We start from the raw sequence: 19,744 nt of genomic DNA, 5'->3' as shown, positions 1-19,744 counted from the left end.
GGGCCGTGGCCGGTGCGGTGACGCCTCGGGCCCACGCGGGCCGGGAGATCCACGGAAGCGCCAGTTGGTCGACTCCGCCGCCACCGTCTCCGTCGCTGCTGGCCGGGCTTCAGTCCGCGCCGCCCGCCCTCGTGCCCACGCCGACGCTGTGGGCCGTGCTCGCCACGGGTGTGCTGAGCATGCTGCTGCTGTCCGACGGTCTGGCGATCAACCTCTTGCTGGTGGCGATCCCCGCCGCGCTCGCCGCCTACTTCGCAGGCCGGGCCGCGGGACGACGCACGCGCGCGTGGAGCGTGGTCTGGGCGGTCGGCGGCCTGGGCCTGCTGATCGTGCCCGCCCTGCGGGACGCGGACTGGCCGTCGTTCCTCGCCGTCGTGACCGCGCTCGCGCTGGGTTCGCTCGCGCTGAACGGCGGACGTACCTGGGCCGCGGTCCTGCTGGGCCCGATCGGTGTCTTCAACGCCCTTGTCCCCGGCCCGGTCTGGGGCTGGCGCGGACTGCGGGAACGTTTCGGGGGAGCCCGCCGCGGTGTCGGGGTCGGACTGCGCGCGCTCGTGGTGACCGCCGTCCTGCTGCTGGTCTTCGGGGCGCTGTTCGCCGGCGCCGACGCGGCGTTCGCGAGCCTGCTCGGGGACCTGATGCCGGACGCCTCCGTGACGGGCGGCCCCTGGCGACTGGTACTGCTGGCGTTCGGCCTCGTGGGAGCGCTGGCGGTGGCCCATACGGCGGCGGCGCCGGTGCAGTGGGACCGGGTCGCCGTCCCCGCGGGGCGTCCTCGCAACCGCGTCGAATGGGCGCTGCCGCTGATCCTGCTGGGCGTGCTCTTCGCCGCCTTCAACGCCGTTCAGCTCGCGGTCCTGTTCGGCGGCTACGACGCAGTACTGGACAAGACCGGCCAGACGTACGCGGAGTACGCGCGGCAGGGTTTCTGGCAGTTGCTGCTCGTCACGCTGCTGACGCTGCTGGTCGTGGTGTTCGCGCTGCGCTGGGCGCCACGGGACGGCACGGGCGACCGCCGGCTGGTCCGGGGTGTGCTGGGAACTCTGTGCGCGCTGGCGCTCGTTGTCGTGGCATCCGCTGTGCGACGTATGGACATGTATGTGGAGGCTTATGGACTCACGCGACTCAGGTTGTCGGTGGTCGCCGGGGAGCTGTGGCTCGGGCTCGTCATCGTGCTCATCATGGCGGCGGGGGTGTGGGGTGCCCGCTGGCTGCCCCGGGTCGTCGCGGCCAGTGCGGCGGCCGGTGTCCTCGCGTTCGGGCTGATGTCGCCCGACGGCCTGGTCGCCGAGCGCAACGTCCAACGGTACGAGGACACGGGCAAGTTCGACCTCGCCTACGCGCGGACCCTGTCGGCCGACGCCGTTCCCGCCCTGGACCGGCTGAAGGAGCCGATGCGGTCGTGCGCGCTCCGCATGATCGCCGGTGACCTGGCAGGAGATGATCACCCCTGGTACGCGACCAGTTGGGGCCAGGCGCGAGCCCGGGACATCCTCCGCGAACGGCCGCCGTCCACCAGCGCCGACCTGATCGTGTGCGGACGACTCAGCGACGAATCAACGGAACGTTGAGCGGCGGGGGAGGGGCTGAGGACCGCTGGGGAGTCAGGGAGAGTCGGGGGCTCGGGGAGCGGCGGCGGAGCTACGGAAGATCGCTGACTCGTGGGGGGTGCTGAACCGCGGAGCTGCTACGGGCGATTGTTGGGGCGGGCGCGTAAGGGCGCTGGGCGGCGGAGGTCCGCGTAGCTGCTGCGGAGGACCCCTGAGGTGCTGGTGAGCGGGTGAGCCGCGGGCGGATCGCTCCGTACCGCCGAAGGCCGGGCCACCGAAGGCCGGGCCATCGCTCTCGCTTCCGGTCCTCAGGAGCGTGGCCCGGCCTCCGCCGTGCGGTTGGCCGCCGTGCCGTTGGCGGCTTCGCGGTTGGTGGCTTCGCGTTTCTCGGCTCTACGGTCCTCAGCCCGCGACCTCAGCCCGCGACCGGGCCCGGTGTCCCTGAGAGGGCCTCCAGGTCGCTCTTGCGCACCCTGATCACCAGCGCCGCGGTGATCAGCGCGAGCACACCCATCGCCACCGCCGGCACGAAGGCGGTGGAGATGCCCTGGGCCAGCACGTCGTGACTCCAGGGAGCGGGCAGTTGGTGCGACTTGGCGAACTCGGCCTTCTGTTCGGCCGAACCGTTCGCCAGGAACTTCGGCACCTGCTTCTCCGCCTCGTCACGGCTGGCGGTGCCGAAGACCGTGGTGAGGATGGAGAGGCCGAGGGAACCACCGACCTGCTGTGTGACGTTGAGCAGACCGGAGGCCGCGCCGGCCTCGTGCTGGGCGACACCGGCGACCGCGGTCACCGTCAAGGTCACGAAGTTCAGGCCCATGCCGAAGCCGAACAGCAACATCGGGCCGAGGACCCCGCCGAGGTAGGAGTCGTCGGGGCTGATGAAGGTCAGCCAGCCGAGCCCGAGGACGACCAGCGTCGACCCCGCGATCATGAACGGTTTGGGCCCGAGCACCGGCAGGAACCGCTGTGACAGACCCGCGCCGATCGCGATGGCCACCGTCACCGGCAGGAAGGCGACTCCGGCCGAGATCGGGCTGTACCCGAGCACGTTCTGTACGAAGAGGACGATGTAGAAGAACATGCCGAACATCGCGGCGGCGAGGCTGAGCATGATCACGTACGTGCCGGAGCGGTTGCGGTCGGCGAACATCCGCAGCGGCGTGATGGGTTCCTTGGCCCGCGTCTCGATCGCGGCGAAGGCCAGCAACAGCACCACGGCCGCGCTGAACGAGCCGATCGTGAGGCTGTCCCGCCACCCGTCCTCGGCGGCCCGGATGAAGCCGTACACCAGGGACGCCATGCCCACTGTCGAGGTGAGCGCGCCAGCGATGTCGAAGCGTCCCGGGTGGCGTTCGGACTCGTTGATGTACAGCGGCGCGAGCACGGCGATCAGGATGCCGATGGGCACGTTGACGAAGAGGACCCACCGCCAGTCGAGCCACTCCGTGAGCATGCCGCCGGCGAGCAGGCCGATGGCTCCGCCGCCGGCCGAGACCGTCGCGAAGACGGCGAACGCCCGGTTCCGCTCCGGGCCCTCCGGGAAGGTGGTGGTGATGAGGGCCAGCGAGGTCGGTGACGCGATCGCTCCACCGACGCCTTGCAGAGCCCGGGCGGCGAGCAACTGCCATGGTTCCTGGGCGAGTCCGCCGAGCAGGGAGGCGAACGTGAACAGCAGGATGCCGGCCATGAAGACCCGGCGCCGTCCGAGGATGTCACCGGCCCGTGCGCCGAGCAGCAGCAGCCCGCCGAAGGTCAGGGTGTACGAGCTGACCACCCATGTCAGGTCGGTGGTACTGAACTTGAGGGCGTCTTGAATGTGCGGGAGCGCGATGTTCACAATCGTCGCGTCGAGTACCACCATGAGTTGGCAGGCCGCGATGACGGCGAGCGCGATGCCGGGATGCCCCTCCCGGCGGGCCGCACCTGGTTTGGTGTCCTTGATCAACTGAGAGGTCGTCACTATGGGTCCCCCACAAGTGCGTTAGTGAACGCTCGCGTTCACTGTCGCGTCAACGGTAGTGAGTCCTCGACAGTGAACGCAAGCGTTCACTGGAGTCCGTTGCCGATGATGTTGGCCGGGCTGACTGGGCTGCGGTCGGGTCGGGTTGGCTGGGTCGGCCTGTGTCGAGTCGGGTTGGCTGGGCTGGGTCGGCCCGCGTCGAGTCGGGTCGGCCTGTGCGGAGCCGGCCTGCGCCGGGTCGGGTTGTGTCGGGTCGGCCCGTGCCGCTCTTGGGGGCGGTCCGGGCGCGGCGCGAGGCGCGCCCGCTCCGCCCGCTCCGTCTGTCCCGTCCGTCCTCGGCGGTCGGGCCCGCCCGCTCGCACCACCGTGAAGTCCGATTGCCCGACCTCGAACTCCGCTCGCCCCGCCCAGTAGTCCCCTCCTGGTTCCTTCCGGATCACCCCCGGATCGCACCGGGTTCACTCCCCGCACAACGGAGACACTCTGATGGTTACTTCGCGTTGGACGGCCGCTTCCGCTCAGGCGTCCTCCCCGCGCCGTCGCGGTGCCGTGCTCGAGCGCGCCATCCTGGAAGCCGCCCTGGAGCAGCTCGGCACCGTCGGCTGGAACGGCCTCACCATGGAGGGGGTCGCCGCCCGCGCCCAGACCGGCAAGGCCGCGGTCTACCGCCGCTGGCCCTCCAAGGAGGACCTGGTCGCCGACGCGCTCCAGGCGGGCCTGCCCGACCTGACCGAGGCCCCGGACCTCGGCAGCGTCCGCGAGGACCTTCTCGAACTGTGCCGCCGGGCCCGCGAGGCGATGTTCTCCCCGTCCGGCTTCGCGCTGCGCTCGGTGCTTCACGAATGCGATGTGACCCAGGCCGAGCGTTTCAACGGGGTGATCCTAGGTGGCGTCATCGAGCCCACCATGCGTCTGCTCCGAGAGGTCATCCACCGTGGTATCGGGCGCGGAGAGGTCCGCCCCGACGCCGCCAACCAGTACGTCTTCGATGCCATCCCGGCCATGATGATGTACCGATCCAAGGTGTGCGGGAGCGAATGGAGCGATCAGGATCTACAGGAGATGATCGACAGTCTGATGATCCCGCTGCTGCGGGGCGGTGCCGTCTGACCGGCTTCTCCGGAGGTCGCTCGGCCGCTCGGGGAACCTGGGTGTCGCGAGGGGCTTCGGGCGGCGTACTCTGAGGACGCCATGCCGTACGAACCACCCACCCACACCGTAGAGCGCTCCCTGCGCGCCACGACCGGAGCCAAGGTCATTGCCGGTGTCGACGAGGTGGGCCGCGGTGCGTGGGCCGGCCCCGTCACCGTCTGTGCCGCCGTCACCGGTCTGCGCCGCGCCCCCGAAGGGCTCACCGACTCGAAGCTCCTGACCGTGAAGCGCCGTACCGCGCTCGCGGTCGAGTTGGAGAAGTGGGTGACGTCGTACGCCCTTGGTCATGCCTCGCACGAGGAGATCGACCACCTGGGGATGACCGCCGCCCTGCGTCTCGCGGCCGTGCGCGCCCTGGAGGCCTTGCCGGTCCGCCCCGACGCGGTCATCCTCGACGGAAAGCACGACTATCTCGGCGCGCCCTGGAAGGTCCGCACGGTGATCAAGGGCGACCAGTCGTGCATCGCCGTCGCGGCGGCGTCGGTGATCGCCAAGGTTCAGCGCGACAAAATGATGGCCGAACTGGGCATCGAACATGCAGACTTCGGTTTTGCGGCCAACGCGGGTTACCCGTCGCCGGTCCACAAAGCCGCGCTGGAGGAGCGGGGGCCCACCCCGTACCACCGGCTGTCGTGGGCGTATCTTGATGCGCTGCCCCAGTGGCGGCACCTCAAGAAGGCCCGCGGCTGGGCGGACGGAAACGTTCCGGAGATCGAGGGCCAGCTCGGCTTCGATTTCTGACGATCTCGTTCGCACCCATGTGCCACCCGCCGACGCGAGTCGCACCGGCGTTTGATAAGTATCAGCTCATGCCTCTCCTTCCCGAGGAGCCTCAGATTCACGAGAGTGCCCAGGGTCCCCGCGCGACCCCGGCCAGTGGCCGCACCGCGCCGACCCCCCGCCCCGTACCCGGTCCCCGCCCCGTGGCTCCGCCGCGTCCCGGCCGCCCGGGTCCTGTCCGGCCCATGCCGGCCCAACGCACCGCGCGCGAGCCGGTCGTGGCCACGCCGGGACCGTCCGCCAAGGCTGCGGCACCCGCTGCCGCCACCCCGCAGATCCAGCTCATCCCGGCTCCGGCCGGGGGCGCGCTGGACGCCGCCGAAGAAGCCGTCGACCTGCTGCTGGACTCGGGCCGCGCCCCCGGTGAGGTGCTGGTGATCACCACCGGCGATCCGCACCCGTGGGCCGCGCACGAGCTGTCCTTCGGCGAGGCCGCCTACTGGGCTCAGCACGACGCGGGCGACGACGTCTTCTACGCCGACGCCTCCGTCGCCGGCCGTGCAGCGCCCCGCCCCGTGGTCGTGGTCGCCGTCAACGGCGGCTCCACCGAGGCCCTTGCCTCGGGCCTGCCGCTGGCGCTCGGCCGGGCCGGTGCCCTGCTGATCGTCTGCGGCGACCCGAAGCTGATCAACTCGGTTCTGGGCGCCGGCGTCTGATCACGTTCCGGACCTTGTCCGGAGCGCGGTCCGCACGATGCGGAGGGTGCCGCCCCGGCGGCACCCGCACGGCTTGCTCGACGCCAGAGGTGGTCGGGGTCGCGGTGCGTGGGCGTGGGGCGGCGTGGTCCGCCTTCCCCGAGGGCGGACCGAGCAGTGAGCCTTCGCTGTCGCTGTCGCTGTCGCTGTCGCTGTCGCTGTCGCTGTCGCCGGAGGCGGATGGCCCTACCCGCGTTGGGCGGGGCCGAACCTCAGCCGAAGGGGGCCCGAGCTTAAAGGCCTGCCCGAGCCGGGTCGGCCCGTGGGTCAGCGGGCCGCCGCCCGGCGCAGGACCTCCGACGCGGCGCCTCCGGTGCGAGGCAGTGGCGGCAGCGCCTCACCCGTCAGGAACTCCGGCGGGGAGTCCGTGTTGGGCCGGCGTCCGCCCCGCCCCTCGCCGAGGACCTGCCAGCCATCACGCGTGAGGGTGATGTACGCGCCACAGCGCAGCCCGTGAAGCGTGCAGGCGTCGCGCAGCCCCCACATCCAGGCGCCGTCCTCCTCCGTCCACCGCGCGTCGCCGTCCCGGCAGTACAGCAGCACGGCCGTGCGCACCGGGGAGCGGCGCCGCAGATCGTGCGGGATGACCCGGCGCAACTGCGCGAGGAGCGCGTTGCGGAACATCCAGCCGTCCGCGGGGGCCGAGCGTCGCGTGAACGAAGCGCTCGCCAGCAGCCGTTCCTCCGGATCGAGGACCGCCACGACTGCCGTCGCGGGTCTCGGCCGGTGGCGGGCGTGCAGGCCGCTGACGACCTCACGGGGGTTGCGCAGCAGCGGAATGCCGGCCGAGGCCCATTCGGCGGGTTCAAGCATGCGGGCCAGTGGGTTGGCGGAAGCGGCAGACAGGTCGGGAGACATCGACATGGATGCCGCCGAGGACGGAGCGAATCCGAAGGTCACGGTCCTCCCTTCGGCTACGCGCCCGGACTGCGGGCGGGGTCGGACTTCGGGGGATGCGCACGCCGCGGCAGAGCCCTACCGGATCACGGGCGAACCGAGCGGGGGCGGACTTCAATTCTTCCTGTCGAACTGGGTTGCGGCAACGAGCAATTGGGGCCACGGGCCGGTATCGGGTGATTGGCCGCCTATATACCTGCCCGATGTCCCGCCCAGGGACACGCGGGTCACGCCTGCACGGCGAGGACCAGCGGCAACACTCCCTGGGCGCCGGCTCTGCGCAGCATCCGCGCGGCGACGGCGAGCGTCCAGCCCGTCTCCGTGGCGTCGTCCACCAGCAGAACCGGGCCGCCCGCCTCCTTCAGGGCGGCGGCCAGCTCAGGCGGCACCGACAACGCGCCGTCCAGCGCCTTCAGCCGCTGCGCGCTGTTGCTCCGGGAGACGTGTGCGCCATCGCCGACGTACTCCAGGGATCCCAGCAGGGGCATCCGGCCGACTTCCGCGATGCCCGCGCCGAGCGACTGGATCAGCCGAGGCCGTGAACGGGAGGCCACTGTCACGACGCCGACGGGCCGGGGCTGTGCGTCGGGCTGACCTGAGGACCAGCCCCCCGGGCCCTTCGCCCAGTCGGCCAGAACTCCGACGACGGCCCGGGCGACATCGTCCGGTACCGGAGCGTCCGGTGCCTGCGGAGCGAGCAGAGGCCGCAGGCGGTTGCCCCAGCCGATGTCCGACAGACGTCCAAGGGCACGCCCCGGAGAGGCCTGTTCACCGGCCGGGATACGTCCCTTCAGGTCGACACCGACCGCCGGCAGTCCGGTCGGCCACATCTTGCGCGGCTCGACCTCGACGCCAGCCCGCCCCAGCTCGCCACTCGCCGCGTCCAGAGCGGCGGAGGAGACGTCCGGCCGGAACCGGGCGCCGGCGCAGTTGTCACAGCGCCCGCACGGTGCGGCTCCCTCGTCGTCCAGTTGCCGCCGCAGGAACTCCATGCGGCAGTCGGTGGTGGAGACGTAGTCCCGCATCGCCTGCTGTTCCGCCGCGCGCTGCTTGGCCACCCAGGCATAGCGCTCGGTGTCGTACGCCCAGGGGGCGCCGGTGGAGATCCAGCCGCCCTGCACCCGGCGTACGGCGCCGTCCACGTCCAGCACCTTGAGCATGGTCTCCAGGCGGGACCTGCGCAGCTCGACCAGCGGTTCCAGCGCGGGCAGCGAGAGCGGGCGCTCGGCTCGCGCCAGCACGTCCAGCGTGCGCCGTACCTGCTCTTCGGGCGGGAAGGCGATGGACGCGAAGTACTCCCAGATCGCCTGGTCCTCCTTGCCCGGCAGGAGCAGCACCTCCGCGTGCTCCACACCACGGCCCGCGCGCCCCACCTGCTGGTAGTAGGCGATGGGGGAGGAGGGGGAGCCGAGGTGGACCACGAATCCCAGGTCGGGCTTGTCGAAGCCCATGCCCAGTGCCGATGTGGCGACCAGGGCCTTGACGCGGTTGGCGAGCAGATCCTCCTCGGCCTGCTGGCGCTCCGCGTTCTCCGTCTTTCCCGTGTAGGACGCCACGGGGTAACCGCTCTGGCGCAGGAAGGCGGTGACCTCCTCGGCCGCGGCCACGGTGAGGGTGTAGATGATGCCGGAGCCCGGCAGGTCGTTGAGATGCTCGGCGAGCCAGGCCATCCGGTGTGCGGCGTCGGGCAGCCGCAGCACGTTCAGGCTCAGGCTCTCCCGGTCCAGTGGTCCGCGCAGGACCAGGGCGTCGGTGCTGCCTCCCGTGCCGAGCTGCTCGGCGACGTCGGCGGTCACGCGCGCGTTGGCCGTCGCGGTGGTCGCCAGCACCGGGACGCCGGGCGGCAGGTCGGCGAGCATGGTGCGCAGGCGGCGGTAGTCGGGCCGGAAGTCGTGGCCCCAGTCGGAGATGCAGTGCGCCTCGTCGACCACCAGGAGGCCGGTGGCGGCGGCCAGTTTGGGGAGGACCTGGTCGCGGAAGTCGGGATTGTTCAGCCGTTCCGGGCTCACCAGCAGTACGTCGACCTCGCTCGCCGCCACCTCGGCCTGGATGGTCTCCCACTCCTCGGTGTTGGACGAGTTGATGGTCCGCGCGCGGATTCCGGCGCGGGCGGCGGCCTCCACCTGGTTGCGCATGAGCGCGAGAAGCGGCGAGACGATCACCGTGGGCCCGGCGCCCCGCTCGCGCAGCAGCGCGGTCGCCACGAAGTACACCGCGGACTTGCCCCAGCCGGTGCGCTGCACGACCAGCGCTCTGCGCTTGTCGGCCACCAGCGCCTCGATGGCGCGCCACTGATCCTCGCGCAGGCGCGCCTCGCCGGCCTGTCCGCCGACGAGTCGGGCCAGGACGGTGTCGGCCGCCGCCCGCAGCTCTTCGCGGGCAGCGTCGGGTGCGTTGTCAGTGGCTGTGGGTCGCGGGTCTTCGTTGGTCATGGCTCCATGCAACCCGATGGGTCGGACAAACCGCGAACGAGCCGGTCGGCCTGTGGACAACCTTTGACGTGATCATGGCCGTGGTTATCCACAGGGCAAAGCGGAATTTCATGATCCGCGAGATGGTCACCGCATGACGAATCACGACGAAGCGACCGAGATGTCCGGTGACGAGAACAGCAACGCGATGGGGGCGGGCGGCACGCTCGGCAGGCCCGCCGGGCGAGAAAGGTGCGGCGGGCGGCCGGGGGCGCGGCGCCGGCCGGCGTCGGATGGCAGGAGCGCCCGCGTCAAGGGCGAGCCGGCTGACAGCGCCGCCGCCATCAGCCCGGTGATTCCGCATAGGCCGGCGATTGCGGGCAGGCCGGAAGTGCCGGGTGGGCCGGTGGTGCCGGGAGCGTCGGTACCTCCGGGCGCAGCCGCTGGAGAACACCAGGTCACGCACCAGGTGACCCTGCGGACCCCGGCGGAGCTGGCCGACGCGCTGCCCTATCTCCTCGGTTACCGTCCCGAGGAGAGCATCGTGCTGGTCGCCCTGCACGACCGGGAGCGACAGGGCCGGTTCGGCGGCCGGGCCCGCCTCGGTATCCCCCGGCAGGCGGAGGACTGGCCGTCCGTCGCCGACCAACTGGCACAAGGACTCGTCAAAGGGAGCGAGCGCCGGGGAGCCCGGCCCGAGAGCATGGTCGCCTACCTCTGCCAGGAACCGCGGGCCGGGGAGTCGGGGCGGGACGTCATGGAAAGGCTGCGCCCGCTCGCACAGTTGCTGCGTACCTCCTGCGGACGCCTGGACGTCCCGGTGATCGAGGCGCTGTGCATCTCCGACGGCCGCTTCTGGTCGTACACCTGCCCGGGCCAGGGATGCTGCCCGCCGGAGGGTTCGCCGATGGGGCTGCCCGGTACGTCCGTCCTGGCCGCCGCGGCGACCTATGCGGGCCTTCAGGTACGGGGATCCCTCAAGGAGTTGACGGCCAGGCTCACGCCCTGGGAGTCCAGCGCCGCGCTCGGCCAGGAGGTGGCCCTCGACACCGCCAGCATGGCTCTCGTACCGAGGATCCTGGAGGACGCCGGCCGAGCCGAAGTGGCAGAGGAAGCCCTTGCCTTGGCCCGACGCCTGAGGGAACGCCTGGCGGCGGCCCCCGCCGTGCCCGGGATGCGTCCGGCGGACCTGCGTGACGACGGGCTCCTGGAGGACGAGGAGGCGGCCACCCTGATCCTCGCCCTCCAGGACCGCACGACACGCGACCGCGCGGCGGAGTGGATGGAGGGCGACGAAGCAGCCCCTGCGCTGCGGCTGTGGCGAGCGTTGGCCCGGCGCTGCGTCGGCCCCTACCGAGAGCACGCCGCCGCGCCCCTCACCCTCGCCGGATGGGTCGCCTGGTCCACCGGCGACGAACTCGAAGCGCGGGAAGCCCTCGCCATGGCCCTCGGCTCCGACCCCGACTATCTGTTCGCCCGTCTCCTGCACCAGGCATGCAACGAGGGCCTGGACCCGGAGTCCGTCCGCCGGTGCCTGCGCGCGGAGCGGACCGGTCGCGGCCCGGCGAAGGAGGAGCGGTCCCCCGATTCCGGCGACCCGGTCACTTCGGCAGCCGCGACGGCGAAAACCGGCGGGCCTTGCACACCTACCGTCCCGCCGCCCGCGCCCCGGCGTCGACGCCGGCCCCGTATGAGCGCGCACAGCAGTGTCCGTCCGGCGGCCCGGCGCCGCCCCGGCGTGGCGGGCGGCCGGGGGAGCCGTTCGGTCACCGAGTTCTCCCGCACCGTGGATCGGCCGGACCGGGCCAAGGAGAGGCCGGACGAGTCCCGGCGCACGTCGGGCGACGCGGGCGCCGGGCGAGATGCCGGAGAGGAGGGGTGACGGCGCGGAGCGTGGGCCAGGGGAGTGGGCCTGTGGAGAACGGCAGCGGGCTGGGCTTGGTGAGCCGGAGCCGGAGCGGCGGTGTTGGTGGCGGGGGGTGTCTGCGGGGTGGCGGTGAACATCTCTGGGCGGGGAGGGCTCTTCGTACGCGACGTACTCGATGGGCGGGCTTGGTGGCGGGACTTCGAGCCCGGGCGAGGGGTGAATGCGCCGGCCGGGGCCGAACCCGCCGCCATTCGGTCGGCTCGGCCGGGCGAGAGCGTGACCCCGGGCGGGGCTGTCCCGTTCACCTGAGTGGCGGAATCCCTGGCCGGATTGCGCCACCGCCACGCCCCGACTCCATGGAGCCACCCACCAGGCGCCGTACGCGCTCCCGGCGCACCGAGCGCGAAGGAAGCCACCCGATGCCCATGCCCATGTCCACTCCGTCCTCGGCCCCCGCAAGCGGACGTTCGTCCGCGACCGACATCGCGCAGCCCGTCGGGCGCGGGGGTACGCCGGTGTCCGCCCGAGCCGGCCGGGACCCCGGCGTACCCCCGTTCCCCGGAGGGCGCGGCCTCGCCGTTCCACCGGTGTCCCCTGGCGCACCTGTCCGGACGGGGGACCTGCCGCCCGCCCACACCGCCCTGATCTGTGTCGCGCTTCCGGGACTGGTGATCTCCGCCGACGAGGGACAACTGACCGGCCGCGGACTGGAGGGCTTCTACCGGGCAGGGCGCCGTCTGCTGTCGCGCTGCCGGCTGAGTGTCGGCGGCAGGGAGCCGCTCCCGGTGCAGGCCCGCATGGTCGGAGCCGATGTGGCCCGCTTCGTGGGCACTCTGCGTGTGTCGCCGGACGCGGGACCCGACCCGGACGTGGTCGTCGAACGGACCCGCCATGGGGAGGGCAGCGAGCGGATCACCCTGCGGAGTTCGTCGCCGCGCACGCTGCGGCTCCCCGTCGAGATCGCCCTCGGGACGGATCTCGCGGAGTTGGGCTCGATCGCCTCGGGCCGCCCGGGGCCAGAGCTGGCGGCCAGCGTGCACACCGCCGGACTGCGCTGGTCCTCCGCCACGGGGCATGCCGCCGTGACCGCCGAGCCGTCGCCCACCGACGCGCTCGCCTCGGCCGGGCTGCTGCGCTGGGAAGTCGAACTGCCGCCCGGCGGTACCTGGAGCGTGGAACTGCGGGTCCGCCTGGACGGCGCCGGACCGATCAGGACTGTCGGCCGCGGTGCGGCGAGCCCCTTCGCGCCGGCGCGGGCCGTCAGCGACGGGCTCGGAGCGGAAGCGCTCCTGCGGAGGTCCATCCAGGATCTTCAGGGGCTGCTGGTGCGCGATCCCCGGCACCCGACCGACATCCACCTCGCGGCGGGCGCGCCGTGGCGGTGCGGGCTGGCACCGGCCGACGCCCTGGTCGCGGCCCGGATGGCACTGCCCCTGGGGACGCGCCTCGCCGTCGGCACCCTGCGAACGCTGGCACGGACCCAGCTCGCCGGTTCGGGGCCGCGCGCCGGACTGATTCCGGGGCCGCTCCGGGATGCCGGACCGCACCTTCCGCCAGGCTGCACCGCGACCGAGGCGACGCTGCTCTTCCCCGTCCTCCTCGCGGAGGCACGTCGCTGGGGGCTGGCGGAGCAGGAGGTCGAAGAGCTGCTCCCCGCCGCCGAGCGCTGTCTCGAATGGCTCCGGACCGCGGTCGGCGACGGCACGTATCTGCCCGACGCGCAGCCCGGCGGGCCTTTTCGCTGCGAGACGCAGGCCCACGCGCACCGCGCGGCGCTGCTCGGTGCCGATCTGCTCGACGCACACGGCAGGACGGGAGGTCTGGGTCTGCGGCAGTGGGCCCAGGAGTTGCGTACGGCGTTCCGGGACGACTTCTGGGCCGACGACCGGAGCGGAGGCAGACCGGCCGTCGCCCGGGCGTCGGACGGACGGCTCGCGACCCAGCTCGGTGGGAGCGCCGCCCACCTCCTGGATACCGGACTGCTCGGCTCCGGCGAGCCGGCGCCCGGTCTCCTCGACAAGGTCCGTACCGAGCAGGTCGCGCGGCTGCTCGGAAGCCCCGCCATGGACTCGGGCTGGGGGCTGCGCAGCATGGGGGTGAAGGAGCCGGCGTACAACCCGTTCGGTCACCGGGCGGGGGCCGTACGCGTCCAGGAGACGGCCGTGGCGGTCGCCGGCCTGGCCGCCGCGGGCTACGAGAAGGAGGCGGCCTCACTGCTGCGCGGTGTTCTCGCGGCAGCCGACTTCTTCGGCCACCGTCTCCCGGACATGTATGCCGGAGAGCAGCGCACCGAGGGCGGCGCCCCGCTGCCGCACCCCGCGGCATCCCGTCCGGCGGCCGTCTCCGCCGCGGCCGGTGTACTGCTGCTCAGCACCCTGGCCGGAATCCGTCCCGATGCGCCCGCCGGGACAGTGACCCTGCGTCCGTTCCGCGCTGCGCCGCTCGGCGAGATCGGCCTCACGGACCTGCGCGTCGCGGGAGCGCCCTTCTCCGTGCGCGTCAGCAGACTCGGGCTCGCCATGGTCGAGGAGGCGGACAGCGGACTGCAGTTGGGGCTGTGAGGTCCCGGAACGCGTACCGTGGCCGGTGCCGTCCAGCCCCGGGGTGCGTTCCAGGACAGAAGTCGATCAGGCGGGGTCGGAGCTGACGAACAAGGTGTTTATCGTCAGGCAGACGACTATGATCGCGGCATGCCCTACGACCCGTCAGCCTTTCCGCCCTTCGCCGTGACCGTGGACCTGGTCGTGCTGACCGTGCGCCGCCATGCCCTGTGCGCGTTGGCGGTACGGCGGGGAGAGCAGCCCTTCCAGGGACGCTGGGCGCTGCCCGGCGGATTCGTACGGGCCGACGAGGACCTGGCCCAGGCAGCAGCGCGGGAACTGGTCGAGGAGACCGGCCTGAGCGCCCACGACCCCTCCGTGCCCGCACAGGACAACGGCGCGCATCTCGAGCAGCTCGCGACCTACGGTGACCCCAAGCGTGACCCCCGGATGCGCGTGGTCAGCGTCGCACACCTCGCGCTGGCCCCCGACCTGCCCGCACCCCGGGCCGGCGGCGACGCGAACAGCGCACGCTGGGCGCCGGTCGAAGAGCTGCTGCAACAGGGCGGATACGGGCGGGACGGCGAGCAGGCGGCCCCCCTCGCCTTCGATCACGCCCAGATCCTCTCGGACGGGGTGGAGCGTGCCCGGTCCAAGATCGAGTACTCGTCCCTGGCGACGGCTTTCTGCCCGACCGAGTTCACGGTCGGCGAGCTGCGCCGCGTCTACGAGGCGGTGTGGGGTGTGGCGCTGGACCCGCGCAACTTCCACCGCAAGGTGACCGGCACGCCCGGCTTCCTGGTGCCCACAGGGGGCACGACCACCCGACAGGGCGGCCGTCCCGCCCAGTTGTTCCGCGCGGGCGGTGCCACGCTCCTCAACCCGCCCATGCTGCGCCCAGAGGTCTGACGGGCGGCGAGCAAGGCAGCGGACAGCCTTTCGTACCTGGGGGCCCGGATGTGCTCGGGCGAGCGGTGAAGCATGTCCGCGACGAACCGCATGGCGTCCGCAAATTCCGTTATGTCGCGCTATCTTGCTTCGGGTGATCCAGGCCATCGGACTGACCAGCAACCCCCGCAAGGAGCACCCGCCCGCCGTTGACGACGTGTCCTTCGACGCGCACGCGGGCCGCGTCACAGCGCTTCTCGGAGCCCAGGGCGCGGGCAAGACCACGGCGTTGAAGCTCATGCTCGAACTCCAACAGGGCCGCGGCATCACCTACTTCCGCGGGCGGCCCCTGCACCGGATCGCCCATCCGTCGCGCGAGGTCGGCGTCCTCATGGGCGATGTGCCCGGCCATCCGGCACGCACGGTCCGCGGTCAACTCCGCATGCTGTGCGCCGCCGTCGGCGTGCCCGTACGCAGAGCGGACGAAGTGCTCGAAGCGGTGGGCCTCGTCAGCCTCCGCGACGAGCGTCTGGGCACGCTCTCCCGTGGCATGGACCGCCGCCTCGGGCTGGCGTCCGCCCTGCTGTCCGACCCCCACACCCTCGTGCTCGACGAACCGGCGGCAGAGCTCTCTGCCCGTGAAACCCGTTGGCTGCACGGGATTCTGCGCGCCCACGCGGCTCAGGGCGGCACAGTGCTGTTCACCACGGACGACCCCAAGGAGGCCGCCCGGACCGCCGACCGGGTCGTCACCCTGGAGCAGGGGCGACTGGTGGCCGACCAGGAGGCCGCGGACTTCGCCCGCACCCGGCTGCGGCCACGCGTCGTCGTCCGCAGCCCGCACGCCGCCCGCCTCGGCGTGCTCCTGGCCAAGGAAGCCCGCACCGCGCAACGCTCCGTCGAGGTCGTACGCGAGGAGGGCAACCGGCTCTCCGTGTACGGCAGCACCTGCGCCGAGGTCGGCGAGGCCGCCTTCCGGAACGGCATCCTCGTCCACCAACTCGCCGACGAGACAGGTGACATGGGGCCGGCGCCCGCACCTCCCCGCGAAACAGCGGGGCAGTCACCGGCCGGAGAAGGCGAGCAGCCGGGCAACGACCCGGACGAGCCCCGGGTGGAGGAGCGGCCGGCCACCGGAACCCTGGCCGCGAACGGACTTTCGCCCCTGCCGCCGCCCATCGCCGTACGCCACGCCCCGGGCCCGCTGCGGCCCCTGCGCTACGAACTGCGCCGGTCCGCGGGCGTCGGCACCGGCTACCTCACCGCGGCGGTCGTTCTCGTCACTTCGGCCCTCCTGTCCGTCCTCCTCGCCCGCATCGGCCACACGCCCCAGGCGCACCTGCTCGCCGCCTGGCCGCAGGAACTCCCGCTGCCGCCCGCCGCCCTGGGTGCCGGACTGCTGGGCGCCCTGGCCTTCGGTGAGGAGTTCCGCCACCCCGCCCTGGCCGCGGACCGCGGCACCGTCCCCCGCCGGCTGGGACTGCTCACCGCCAAACTCCTCGTCGCCTCGGTCACCGCCCTGCTGCTCGCCGTCCTCACGGTCGGATGCGACCTGGAAATGCTCTATCTCGTATACGGACGGGAGCTCGCGGGTGTTCCCGCGGACTGGCTTTCCCTGGGCGCGAGTTGGATCGGCCTCGTGGTCGGCTGCGCCTGGGCCGGTGTGCTGGCCGCAGGCATCTTCCGTTCCACCGCCGCCGGGCTCGCCGCCGTGCTCGCCGTGCCGATCGTCGTCGTACCACTCGTACAAAAGGTCTTGCTGGGACCGTCTGTGCGGTCGGCCGCCGGGTTCTCCGAGAGGTTGCGGGAGCTGGTTCTGGTGCAGTGGCCGTTCGGTGGCGGGCGATATCTGGCGGCCGCCGTGGAGGTGCTGGCCCAACCCGTGGGCGGGGCTCTGACGTTGTCGCTGACCGCTCTGCTCTGCGCATATCTGCTCACGACGCTGCGGAGCCGGGTCCGGTGACGACCGTCCGCACCCTTCCGATCCGGCGGTGCGCACAACTCCCCGAAGTGCGCTCGTTTCTTTCCGATAAGGCGTCAATTGCGACGGGGTGAGCGATCACCCTTTCGTGTGCTTTTCACCAAAGACCTCAAGGGAGTTGGAGCGGGCGCCGACAAAAGACCCGTGAGTACCCTTGCGCAGACCATGATGACCGCCGCCCGCTCCTCCGACTCCGGACTGGCAGGGCCGGGCGAACTCGACCGTTACCCCTATGCCGACGCTCCTGGTGTCGACCGCGTGAGCACCCCTGTCTGGGAGAGTGCCGAACCCGAGCTGGGTCGCGTCGGCCGCCGCGCCGCGGGCAGCCGCGGACGCGGACTGCACGGCCAACTCGTCCAGCAGCTCGGTCAGATGATCGTTTCCGGAGACCTCGGCGCGGACCGTCCGCTCGTGCCCGAGGAGATCGGCCAGCGGTTCGAGGTCTCGCGGACCGTCGTCCGCGAGTCGCTTCGCGTCCTTGAGGCCAAGGGGCTGGTCAGTGCCCGCCCGAACGTCGGCACGCGCGTGCGTCCCGTCAGCGACTGGAACCTTCTCGACCCGGACATCATCGAGTGGCGTGCCTTCGGTCCCCAGCGGGACGACCAGCGGCGCGAGCTCAGCGAGCTCCGCTGGACCATCGAGCCGCTCGCCGCGCGCCTGGCCGCCGGACGCGGGCGAGAGGACCTCCAGCAGCGACTCGGCGACATGGTCGAGATCATGGGCCACGCCATGTCCCAGGGTGACTCCCTGACGTTCTCGCGGGCCGACGCCGAGTTCCACTCGCTGCTCATCCAGCTCGCGGGCAACCGGATGCTGGAACACCTCTCCGGGATCGTGTCCGCCGCTCTTCAGGTCTCCGGCGGCCCGGTGACCGGCTGTGACCGTCCGAACGAGGTCTCCCTGGGGCACCACGCCCGCATCGCGGACGCCCTCGCGGCGGCCGACGGCACGGCCGCGGAGACGGCGATGCGCCAGCTTCTCACCGTCCACCCCGAAGTGGAGCGCGTGGTTCCCGCTCCGCGCGAGCACTGATCGCGCACCGAGGGTGACGCGGTCCGGGGTGCGCGCCCGTCCGGAGCATCGACTGGCCGGCGAAACCGTCTCGCGTCGGGACCCTGCCGGATCCACAGCGGATGCGGCAGGGTCCCGACGGCGCGACCGCGTGGTGGACCCCGGCCTGACCTGGTGCGACCGGATCTGACCACTTTTGAGCGCTTACGGGGTGTGACTCGGGCCACGTAGATTGGGCGTAACGCTCAACCGGGCAGCGCGATGACCTAATAGGTGATAGCCGAGGAGGGAATACAGACGCCGTTCGTGGCGCTGTCCCTCTCCCCGGCACCCGCCCGCGCCGTCGGCCCATCCCCAAGCTGGCGGTCGTCGGTTCCCGTCCACAGCGGACGGGGCCGGAAGCCGTTTTCCAACGTTCCGAGAGGTTGTTCGTGTCGGCCAGCACATCCCGTACGCTCCCGCCGGAGATCGCCGAGTCCGTCTCTGTCATGGCGCTCATTGAGCGGGGAAAGGCTGAGGGGCAGATCGCCGGCGATGACGTGCGTCGGGCCTTCGAAGCTGACCAGATTCCGGCCACTCAGTGGAAGAACGTACTGCGCAGCCTCAACCAGATCCTCGAGGAAGAGGGTGTGACGCTGATGGTCAGTGCCGCGGAGCCCAAGCGCACCCGAAAGAGCGTCGCAGCGAAGAGTCCGGCCAAGCGCACCGCCACCAAGACCGTGGCGGCGAAGACGGTGACCGCCAAGAAGGCCACCGCCACCGCGGCTCCGGCCGCCCTCGCCGGCGACCCGGCCGAGGGCGAGTCCGCCGGCACGGCAGTCGCCGCCAAGAAGACGACGGCCAAGAAGGCCGCCGCCAAGAAGACGGTCGCCAAGAAGGCCGCGGCCAAGAAGACCACCGCCAAGAAGGACGACCCGGAGCTCGCCGACGAAGAGACGGTCGAGGAGACCCCCGGCAAGCCCGGCGCCGAGGAGCCCACCGAGGACGGCGCCCAGGGCTTCGTCCTGTCCGACGAGGACGAGGACGACGCGCCCGCGCAGCAGGTCGCCGCCGCCGGTGCCACCGCCGACCCGGTCAAGGACTACCTGAAGCAAATCGGCAAGGTCCCGCTGCTCAACGCCGAGCAGGAGGTCGAGCTCGCCAAGCGCATCGAGGCCGGTCTGTTCGCCGAGGACAAGCTGGCGAACGCCGACAAGCTCGCCCCCAAGCTCAAGCGCGAGCTGGAGATCATCGCCGAGGACGGCCGCCGCGCCAAGAACCACCTTCTGGAGGCCAACCTCCGCCTGGTGGTCTCCCTGGCCAAGCGCTACACCGGCCGCGGCATGCTCTTCCTGGACCTCATCCAGGAGGGCAACCTCGGTCTGATCCGCGCGGTCGAGAAGTTCGACTACACCAAGGGCTACAAGTTCTCCACGTACGCCACCTGGTGGATCCGTCAGGCGATCACCCGCGCCATGGCCGACCAGGCACGCACCATCCGTATCCCGGTGCACATGGTCGAGGTCATCAACAAGCTCGCGCGCGTGCAGCGCCAGATGCTCCAGGACCTGGGCCGCGAGCCCACCCCGGAGGAGCTGGCCAAGGAACTCGACATGACCCCCGAGAAGGTCATCGAGGTCCAGAAGTACGGCCGCGAGCCCATCTCCCTGCACACCCCGCTGGGCGAGGACGGTGACAGCGAGTTCGGTGACCTCATCGAGGACTCCGAGGCCGTCGTCCCGGCTGACGCGGTCAGCTTCACGCTCCTCCAGGAGCAGCTGCACTCCGTTCTCGACACCCTGTCCGAGCGTGAGGCGGGCGTCGTCTCGATGCGCTTCGGTCTCACCGACGGTCAGCCGAAGACCCTCGACGAGATCGGCAAGGTGTACGGCGTGACCCGCGAGCGGATCCGCCAGATCGAGTCCAAGACCATGTCGAAGCTGCGTCACCCCTCGCGCTCCCAGGTGCTGCGCGACTACCTCGACTAGGCCTCGGCCGTACGTCACCGAGGGCCCGGTTTCCCGTGAGGG

Annotated in this window: 12 protein-coding genes and 1 pseudogene; 10 read left to right on the top strand and 3 right to left on the bottom strand. The window is 71.7% G+C overall.

Translation table 11 applies throughout. The features are described 5' to 3' along the window. Nucleotides 1–95 precede the first annotated feature (95 nt). Nucleotides 96–1,571, top strand: coding sequence for a DUF4173 domain-containing protein (locus tag AB0912_RS04690; protein WP_366696549.1), 1,476 nt, complete (start codon nt 96–98; stop codon nt 1,569–1,571). Nucleotides 1,572–1,965: 394 nt separating this feature from the next. Here the strand turns inward: AB0912_RS04690 and AB0912_RS04685 are convergent, their stop codons facing one another. Further along, complete coding sequence (locus AB0912_RS04685) at nt 1,966–3,513, bottom strand: MFS transporter (protein WP_366696473.1); 1,548 nt, start codon at nt 3,511–3,513, stop codon at nt 1,966–1,968. Nucleotides 3,514–3,999: 486 nt separating this feature from the next. Here AB0912_RS04685 and AB0912_RS04680 point away from each other — a divergent pair, with 486 nt between their 5' ends. The 3 genes from AB0912_RS04680 to AB0912_RS04670 all read left to right on the top strand — a co-directional run bounded on the left by AB0912_RS04680 (nt 4,000) and on the right by AB0912_RS04670 (nt 6,101). Continuing rightward, complete coding sequence (locus AB0912_RS04680) at nt 4,000–4,623, top strand: TetR/AcrR family transcriptional regulator (RefSeq protein ID WP_366696472.1); 624 nt, start codon at nt 4,000–4,002, stop codon at nt 4,621–4,623. Nucleotides 4,624–4,704: 81 nt separating this feature from the next. Next, nucleotides 4,705–5,406 carry a ribonuclease HII gene (locus tag AB0912_RS04675; protein WP_366696471.1) on the top strand — a complete coding sequence of 234 codons (702 nt, stop codon included), beginning with the start codon at nt 4,705–4,707 and terminating at the stop codon, nt 5,404–5,406. Between the two features lie 68 nt (nt 5,407–5,474). After that, nucleotides 5,475–6,101 carry a hypothetical protein gene (locus AB0912_RS04670; protein ID WP_366696470.1) on the top strand — a complete coding sequence of 209 codons (627 nt, stop codon included), beginning with the start codon at nt 5,475–5,477 and terminating at the stop codon, nt 6,099–6,101. A gap of 306 nt (nt 6,102–6,407) precedes the next feature. On the opposite strand, the gene AB0912_RS04665 is transcribed toward AB0912_RS04670, so the two are convergent. Together AB0912_RS04665 and AB0912_RS04660 are read right to left on the bottom strand one after the other, a co-directional pair. Then, nucleotides 6,408–7,040, bottom strand: coding sequence for a hypothetical protein (locus AB0912_RS04665; RefSeq protein WP_366696469.1), 633 nt, complete (start codon nt 7,038–7,040; stop codon nt 6,408–6,410). A 224-nt stretch (nt 7,041–7,264) separates the two neighbouring features. Then, on the bottom strand, nt 7,265–9,469 hold the full coding sequence (locus AB0912_RS04660; RefSeq protein WP_366696468.1) for a RecQ family ATP-dependent DNA helicase: 2,205 nt from the start codon (nt 9,467–9,469) through the stop codon (nt 7,265–7,267). Nucleotides 9,470–9,914: 445 nt separating this feature from the next. On the opposite strand from AB0912_RS04660, the pseudogene AB0912_RS04655 reads away from it, so the two are divergent. The 6 genes and pseudogenes from AB0912_RS04655 to AB0912_RS04630 all read left to right on the top strand — a co-directional run. Beyond that, nucleotides 9,915–11,330: pseudogene (locus AB0912_RS04655) on the top strand (DUF4192 domain-containing protein); the annotation flags it as partial. Between the two features lie 416 nt (nt 11,331–11,746). Further along, on the top strand, nt 11,747–13,876 hold the full coding sequence (locus AB0912_RS04650) for a glycogen debranching N-terminal domain-containing protein (RefSeq protein WP_366696548.1): 2,130 nt from the start codon (nt 11,747–11,749) through the stop codon (nt 13,874–13,876). Nucleotides 13,877–14,005: 129 nt separating this feature from the next. After that, nucleotides 14,006–14,764, top strand: coding sequence for an NUDIX hydrolase (locus AB0912_RS04645; protein ID WP_366696467.1), 759 nt, complete (start codon nt 14,006–14,008; stop codon nt 14,762–14,764). A gap of 133 nt (nt 14,765–14,897) precedes the next feature. Beyond that, nucleotides 14,898–16,706 (top strand): ABC transporter ATP-binding protein, encoded by a 1,809-nt coding sequence (locus tag AB0912_RS04640; protein ID WP_366696466.1) that lies wholly within the window; start codon nt 14,898–14,900, stop codon nt 16,704–16,706. A 162-nt stretch (nt 16,707–16,868) separates the two neighbouring features. Next, nucleotides 16,869–17,756 carry an FCD domain-containing protein gene (locus AB0912_RS04635; RefSeq protein WP_366696465.1) on the top strand — a complete coding sequence of 296 codons (888 nt, stop codon included), beginning with the start codon at nt 16,869–16,871 and terminating at the stop codon, nt 17,754–17,756. Between the two features lie 410 nt (nt 17,757–18,166). Beyond that, the gene (locus AB0912_RS04630; protein ID WP_366696464.1) at nt 18,167–19,702 is read left to right on the top strand and encodes an RNA polymerase sigma factor; all 1,536 of its coding nucleotides are present in this window, start codon (nt 18,167–18,169) and stop codon (nt 19,700–19,702) included. Nucleotides 19,703–19,744: the final 42 nt, after the last annotated feature.

Source organism: Streptomyces sp. NPDC007084, from assembly GCF_040703595.1.
Lineage (GTDB): Bacteria > Actinomycetota > Actinomycetes > Streptomycetales > Streptomycetaceae > Streptomyces.
Note: the sequence above shows the minus strand (reverse complement) of the source record. Positions and strands in the feature narration are given on the sequence as shown.

Coding starts and splice junctions, on each gene's coding strand:
- AB0912_RS04680 (WP_366696472.1), top strand. CDS start 4,000: ATGGTTACTTCGCGTTGGACGGCCGCTTCCGCTCAGGCGTCCTCCCCG.
- AB0912_RS04675 (WP_366696471.1), top strand. CDS start 4,705: ATGCCGTACGAACCACCCACCCACACCGTAGAGCGCTCCCTGCGCGCC.
- AB0912_RS04670 (WP_366696470.1), top strand. CDS start 5,475: ATGCCTCTCCTTCCCGAGGAGCCTCAGATTCACGAGAGTGCCCAGGGT.
- AB0912_RS04660 (WP_366696468.1), bottom strand. CDS start 9,469: ATGACCAACGAAGACCCGCGACCCACAGCCACTGACAACGCACCCGAC.
- AB0912_RS04650 (WP_366696548.1), top strand. CDS start 11,747: ATGTCCACTCCGTCCTCGGCCCCCGCAAGCGGACGTTCGTCCGCGACC.
- AB0912_RS04645 (WP_366696467.1), top strand. CDS start 14,006: ATGCCCTACGACCCGTCAGCCTTTCCGCCCTTCGCCGTGACCGTGGAC.